The 6,564-nt window shown below is 72.6% G+C and carries 5 protein-coding genes and 1 pseudogene; 2 read left to right on the plus strand and 4 right to left on the minus strand.

Annotation, left to right across the window (positions count from 1 at the left end):
- A pseudogene (locus RH94_RS42340) lies at window positions 1–158 on the minus strand (Appr-1-p processing protein); the annotation flags it as partial.
- A 217-nt stretch (window positions 159–375) separates the two neighbouring features.
- Between RH94_RS42340 and RH94_RS04270 the strand changes: the two are divergent.
- Window positions 376–1,107 (plus strand): MerR family transcriptional regulator, encoded by a 732-nt coding sequence (locus tag RH94_RS04270; protein WP_073946316.1) that lies wholly within the window; start codon window positions 376–378, stop codon window positions 1,105–1,107.
- Window positions 1,108–1,122: 15 nt separating this feature from the next.
- Here RH94_RS04270 and RH94_RS04275 read toward each other — a convergent pair whose 3' ends face one another.
- The 3 genes from RH94_RS04275 to RH94_RS04285 are packed head-to-tail and all read right to left on the minus strand — an operon-like array spanning window position 1,123 to window position 5,721.
- A complete protein-coding gene (locus RH94_RS04275) occupies window positions 1,123–3,300 on the minus strand; it encodes a 3-hydroxyacyl-CoA dehydrogenase NAD-binding domain-containing protein (RefSeq protein WP_073946317.1) in 2,178 nt (725 codons plus the stop codon).
- 49 nt (window positions 3,301–3,349) lie between these two features.
- Window positions 3,350–4,564 (minus strand): acetyl-CoA C-acetyltransferase, encoded by a 1,215-nt coding sequence (locus RH94_RS04280; RefSeq protein ID WP_073946318.1) that lies wholly within the window; start codon window positions 4,562–4,564, stop codon window positions 3,350–3,352.
- A complete protein-coding gene (locus RH94_RS04285; RefSeq protein WP_073946319.1) occupies window positions 4,561–5,721 on the minus strand; it encodes a CaiB/BaiF CoA transferase family protein in 1,161 nt (386 codons plus the stop codon). Before RH94_RS04285 ends, RH94_RS04280 begins: the two co-directional genes overlap by 4 nt.
- Before the next feature lie 215 nt (window positions 5,722–5,936).
- On the opposite strand from RH94_RS04285, the gene RH94_RS42345 reads away from it, so the two are divergent.
- On the plus strand, window positions 5,937–6,564 hold a 628-nt coding region (locus tag RH94_RS42345), incomplete at its 3' end, for a saccharopine dehydrogenase family protein (protein ID WP_234425527.1).

The following is a 6,564-nucleotide window of genomic DNA, read 5'->3' on the forward strand; positions in this document are numbered from 1 at the left end:
ATCCGGTCCCAGCTGCCCCCGGCCAGGCCGCAGCCGATGCGGGGCATGTGCACGGACGCGTCGAGCTCGGCCACCCGGTCGGCGAGCCGGCCCAGGGCCGTGTCGATCGCCTCGTACCGGACGGGGACATCCCTGCTGGTGGCCCGCCGACCACGTCGCCGGGGTCAACGTGCGCGACCGCGCACGCTCGACGTGGGTGTTCGTCACCGCACCCGCACCCTGACATCTGCTGAGGGCTGGGTGGATGCGACCCGTGACCGTCCCGTCGTAGGGGGCAGTCGGGAGCGCGACGAGGTGTGAACGACCGAGCGAACAAGCTCGGCCGCTCACGGCCGAGAAGGTGACGGTATTGGTGGGACAGCGATACTGCTGTACATGACGACCGACACCGACGAGCCGACCCTCACGATCGACGAACTGGCCGCGCGGGCCGGGGTCACGGTGCGCACGGTCCGCTTCTACAGCGGCCGGGGGCTGCTGCCGCCCCCGGTGATCGGTCCGCGCCGGGTGGGGCACTACGGCCCGGAGCACCTGGCACGCCTGGCGCTGATCGAGGAGATGCAGCTGCAGGGCATGACGCTGGCCGCGATCGAGCGTCATCTGCGGCAGCTGCCGCCGGACCTCAGCCCGCACGACCTGGCCGTCCACCGGGCGGTGGTCGCCTCCTGGGCCCCCGAGACGGTGGAGACGCTCACCCGGCCCGAGCTGGAGCGCCGGGCCGGGCGGGCGCTGAGCGAGGAGGACGTGGAGCGGCTGGCCGCGATGAACGTGGCCGCGGCCGACGGGGATTCCTTCCGTGTCGACTCCGGGCTGCTGCGGCTCGGCGTGCGGCTGCTGGACGTGCCGCTGTCCCAGGAGACGATCCTCGCGGCCCGTACGGTGCTGATCGAGCACGCGCGGGCGGCCGCGCGCGAGCTGTCGGGGCTGCTGCGCGAGGCCGTGGCCGAGCGTGACACGCGGGACGTGAAGTCGTTGTCCGCGCACATGCACCCGCTGGTGGTGCAGGCCCTGCTCACGACCTTCCAGCGGTCGCTCAGGGAGGAGTTGCGCGAGTGGGTCGGCGGGGGCGGGGCGGAGGCGGCCCCGGGGGACGCGCCCTCCGCCTGAAGTCCGGGCCGCGCCTCAGCGCGCGTCGGTGAACGTCTCCCCCTTCTCCGCCTTCTCCAGCAGCAGGGCCGGCGGGGTGAACCGCTCTCCGTAGCGCTCGGCGAGTTCACGCGCGCGTGCCACGAAGCCGGGCAGGCCGCCGTCGTAGCCGTTGATGTACTGCAGTACGCCGCCGGTCCAGCCCGGGAAGCCGATGCCGAGGACGGAGCCGATGTTGGCGTCGGCGACGGAGGTCAGCACGCCCTCCTCCAGGAGCCGGACCGTGTCCAGCGCCTCGGAGAAGAGCATGCGCTCCTGCATGTCCCGGAACGGGATCTCGTGGCCGGGCTGGGTGAAGTGCTCCCTCAGCCCCGGCCACAGCCCGGCCCGCTTGCCGTCCTCGCCGTACTCGTAGAAGCCCGCGCCGCCGCTGCGCCCCGTACGGCCGAACTCGTCCACCATGCGGTCGACGACCGCCTCCGCGGGGTGCGCGGACCAGGTGCCGCCCGCCTCCTCGACGGCCCGCTTCGCCTCGCTGCGGATCCTGCGGGGCAGGGTGAGCGTCAGTTCGTCCGTCAGGGACAGCACCTTGGCCGGGTAGCCGGCCTGGGCCGCCGCCTGCTCCACGGAGGCCGGCTCGATGCCCTCGCCGACCATCGCCACGCCCTCGTTGATGAAGTGGCCGATCACCCGGGAGGTGAAGAACCCGCGCGAGTCGTTGACGACGATCGGGGTCTTGTTGATCTGCCGGACCAGGTCGAAGGCGCGGGCCAGCGCCTCGTCGCCGGTGCGTTCGCCCTTGATGATCTCGACCAGCGGCATCTTGTCGACGGGCGAGAAGAAGTGCAGCCCGATGAAGTCGGCCTGGCGCTCCACGCCCTCGGCGAGCGCGGTGATGGGCAGGGTGGAGGTGTTGGAGCACAGCAGCGCGTCCGGGGCGACGATCTGCTCGATCTCCTGGAACACCTTGTGCTTGAGGGCCGGGTCCTCGAAGACGGCCTCGATCACCGCGTCGCAGCCGGCGAGGTCGGCGGCCTCGGCGGTGGGCGTGATCCGGGCGAGCAGCGCGTCCGCCTTCTCCTGGCTGGTACGGCCCTTGGCGACGGCCTTGGCGCACAGCTCCTCGGAGTAGCCCTTGCCCTTGACGGCGGCCTCCGGGGACACGTCCTTCAGGACGACCTCCAGCCCCGCGCGGGCGCACGAGTAGGCGATGCCCGCGCCCATCATGCCGGCGCCCAGGACCGCGACCCTGCGGACCTGGCGGGGCTCGATGCCCTTCGGGCGGTTGGCGCCGGAGTTGACGGCCTGGAGGTCGAAGAAGAACGCCTGGATCATGTTCTTGGCGGTCTGCCCGGCGGCCAGCTCCACGAAGTAGCGGGCCTCGACGACCTGGGCGGTCTCGAAGTCGACCTGGGCTCCCTCGACGGCGGCGGCGAGGATGTTGCGCGGTGCCGGGTAGGGGGCGCCGTTGGTCTGCTTGCGCAGAGTGGCGGGGAAGGCGGGCAGGTTGGCGGCGAACTTGGGGCTGGCCGGGGTGCCGCCCGGGATGCGGTAACCGGGCCTGTCCCAGGGCTGCAGGGACTCGGGGTTGGCGTCGATGAAGGCGCGTGCCTTCGCGAGCAGTTCCTCCCGGGTGGTGGCCACGTCGTGGACGAGGCCGTTCTCCTGGGCGCGGCGCGCGTTGTACTGCGTGCCCTGGAGCAGCACCTTCAGCAGGGCGTCGGCGATGCCCAGCAGCCGTACGGTGCGGACCACTCCGCCGCCGCCCGGGAGGAGGCCGAGGGTCACCTCGGGGCAGCCGATCCTGGTGCCGGGGGTGTCGAGGGCGATGCGGTGGTGGCAGGCCAGGGCGAGTTCGTAACCGCCGCCCAGGGCCGCGCCGTTGATCGCGGCGACGACCGGCTTGCCCAGGGTCTCCATGCGGCGCATGTTCCGCTTGAGGGCGAGGCCGCCGTCGAAGAGGTCCTGGGCGGTCCCGGGGGTGACCCGGATCAGGTCGCGCAGGTCGCCGCCGGCGAAGAAGGTCTTCTTGGCGGAGGTGAGGATGACGCCGCGGATGCTGTCCTTCTCGGCCTCCAGCCGGTCGACGACGGCGGCGAAGGAGTCGCGGAACGCCTGGTTCATGGTGTTCGCGGACTGGTCGGGGTCGTCGAGGACGAGGGTGACGACGCCGGTGTCGTCCTGTTCCCAGCGGATGGTGGTGCTCTCGGTCATGTCGGGGGTCTCCGTTGAGGTCTGGGTCCGAAGGTGCCGCTGGGACGGGTCAGACGCGCTCGACGACGGTGGCGATGCCCATGCCGCCGCCCACGCACAGCGTGGCGAGGCCGTAGCGCTTGTCCTGGCGTTCCAGTTCGTCGACGAGGGTGCCGAGGATCATCGCGCCGGTGGCGCCGAGCGGGTGGCCGAGGGCGATGGCGCCGCCGTTGACGTTGACCTTGTCCAGGGGCAGGCCCATGTCCTTCACGAAGCGCAGTACGACCGCCGCGAAGGCCTCGTTGATCTCGACGAGGTCGATGTCGTCGATGGTCAGCCCGGCCCTGGCGAGCGCCTTGCGGGTGGCGGGAGCGGGGCCGGTGAGCATGATGGTGGGCTCGGAGCCGGAGACGGCGGCGGAGACGATCCGCGCGCGCGGGGTGAGGCCGTGGCGCTCGCCGACCTCCTTGGAGCCGATGGCGACGAGCGAGGCGCCGTCGACGATGCCGGAGGAGTTGCCCGCGTGGTGGACGTGGTCGATCTTCTCCACCCAGTGGTACTTCTGCAGGGCGACGGCGTCGAAGCCGCCGAGTTCGCCGATGTCCGCGAAGGACGGCTTGAGCCCGGCGAGGGAGTCGGCGGTGGTGCCGGGGCGCGGGTGCTCGTCGTGGTCGAGGACGACCAGGCCGTTGCGGTCCTTGACGGGGACGACGGAGCGGTCGAAGCGGCCCTCCTTCCATGCGGTGGCCGCGCGCTCCTGGGACAGGGCCGCGTACTCGTCGACGTCCCGCCGGGAGAAGCCCTCGATGGTGGCGATCAGGTCGGCACCGATGCCCTGGGGCACGAAGTCGACGGCGAGGTTGGTCATCGGGTCGTTGAACCAGGCTCCGCCGTCGGAGGCCATCGGCACCCGGGACATCGACTCGACGCCGCCCGCGAGGACCAGGTCCTCCCAGCCGGAACGCACCTTGGCGGCGGCCATGTTGACGGCCTCCAGGCCCGAGGCACAGAAGCGGTTCTCCTGCACGCCGGCCACCGTGTCGGGCAGTCCGGCGGCGATCGCGGCGATGCGGGCGATGTCGGAGCCCTGGTCGCCGAGCGGGCTGACGACGCCGAGCACGATGTCGTCGACCGCGGCCGGGTCCAGGCCGGGGAAGCGGTCGCGGATCTCGTGGATGAGACCGACGACCAGGTCGACGGGCTTCGTGCCGTGCAGGGCGCCGGTGGCCTTGCCGCGCCCGCGCGGGGTGCGGATCGCGTCGTACACGTACGCTTCGGTGCTCACTGGCAAGCCTTTCGGTGAGGGTTCTCGTCCTGGAGGAGTGCGGGCAGGTCCCAGTCACGGGCCACGGCGGCCGTGTCGGCGCCGGGCCGGGCGGGGCCGGTGCGGACGGCGGTGGGGGTGGCGGAGAAGCGGGGTGCGGGGGCCGGCTGGGTGAGGCCGGCGTGGTCGGTGAAGGTGGAGCGGGCGGCCAGGTGCGGGTGGTGCGGGGCCTCGCGCAGCGACAGCACGGGGGCCACGCACGCGTCGGAGCCCTCGAAGACGGCCGTCCACTCGTCCCGGGTGCGGGACTTGAAGCGGGCGGCGACCGCCTCGCGCAGTTCGCCCCACCGGGTGACATCCGTACGGGTGTCGGCATGGTCCTCGAGGCCGAGCAGGGTCAGGAACTCGGCGTAGAACCGCGGCTCGAGCGCGCCGACCGCCATGTACCGGCCGTCGGCCGTCTCATAGGTGCCGTAGTACGGGCAACCGCCGTCCAGGAGGTTGGACCCGCGGCGGTCCTGCCAGCCTCCGGCGGCGAGCATGCCGTGGATCATCGTGGACAGGTGGGCCGTGCCGTCGACGATGGCGGCGTCGACGACCTGGCCGGTACCGGTCGCGCGCGCGTGGTGCAGGGCGGCGAGGACGCCGACGACGAGGTAGAGGGAGCCGCCGGCGTAGTCGCCGAGGAGGTTGGCGGGGACGGCCGGGGGCCCGTCCGGGTCGCCGATCATGCCGAGGGTGCCGGTGACGGCGATGTAGGCGATGTCGTGTCCCGCGCGCGGGGCGAGCGGGCCGTCCTGGCCCCAGCCGGTCATCCGGCCGTAGACGAGTCGGGGGTTGCGGGCGTGGCACGTCTCGGGGCCGACACCGAGGCGCTCGGCGACGCCGGGGCGGTAGCCCTCGATGAGGATGTCGGCGCGCTCGGCGAGGCCGAGGACGCGGGCGGGGCCGTCCGGGGACTTCAGGTCGACGACCACGGAGCGCTTGTTGCGGTTGGTGAGGTCGCGGGCGGGGTCGATGCCGAGTGCGGCGCCGCCGGGGCGGTCCACCCGGACGACGTCGGCGCCCAGGTCGGCCAGCAGCATGGCGGCGAACGGGCCGGGGCCGATGCCGGCCAGCTCGACCACGCGCACGCCGGTGAGGGGTCCGTGCCGCTCCGCCGTCCGAGCCGTTGCCATCCAGCCCCCTTGCTGTGACACAACTGATGTAACACCAATGATGCCAGGAACGTGTTCCAGCGGAGACAAGCCCTGGACGAGCAAGCGCTTAGCCAGGTTCTGTCCAGTCCGTACCCGGTGACCGCGCGCCGGTACCCCTCGCCGTCGGGCCCCGCACTCCTCACGCTAGCCTCGGCCACCGACAGCGGCGCGGGCTGCGGGGAGCGAGGGATGTCATGAGCAGGCTGAAAAAGACAGGGCGTCCGTACGACGTCGTGCTTTTCGGAGCCACCGGCTTCGTGGGGGCGCTCACCGCCGAACACCTTGCCGCACACGCCCCCGAGGGCCTGCGCTGGGCGATCGCCGGCCGCAGCGAGGAGCGGCTGCGCACGCTGCGCGAGCGGCTTCCCGGCGGTGCGTCCGTCGGAGTGCTGCGCGCGGACGTGACCGATCCGGCCTCCCTGCGCGAACTCGCCCGGCACACGCGCGTGCTGGCCACCACCGTGGGTCCTTATGTGACGTACGGCGAGGAGCTGGTCGCCGCCTGCGCGGACAGCGGCACGGACTATCTGGACCTGAGCGGTGAGCCCGAGTTCGTCGACCTGGTGTACGTCCGGCACGACGCACGCGCGCGTGAGACGGGCGCGCGGCTGGTGCACGCCTGCGGGTTCGACTCGGTCCCGCACGACCTGGGCGTGTACTTCACCGTCCAGCAGCTGCCGGAGGGCGTGCCGCTGACCGTGGACGGGTTCGTCCGGGCGGACGCCGCCTTCTCGGGCGGGACGTTCGCGTCGGCCCTCAACCAGTTCGCACGCCCGATGCGGATGCGGGCCGCCGCGCGGGACCGGGCGCGGCACGAGCCGC

The organism is Streptomyces kebangsaanensis, from assembly GCF_001906585.1.
Taxonomy (GTDB): domain Bacteria; phylum Actinomycetota; class Actinomycetes; order Streptomycetales; family Streptomycetaceae; genus Streptomyces; species Streptomyces kebangsaanensis.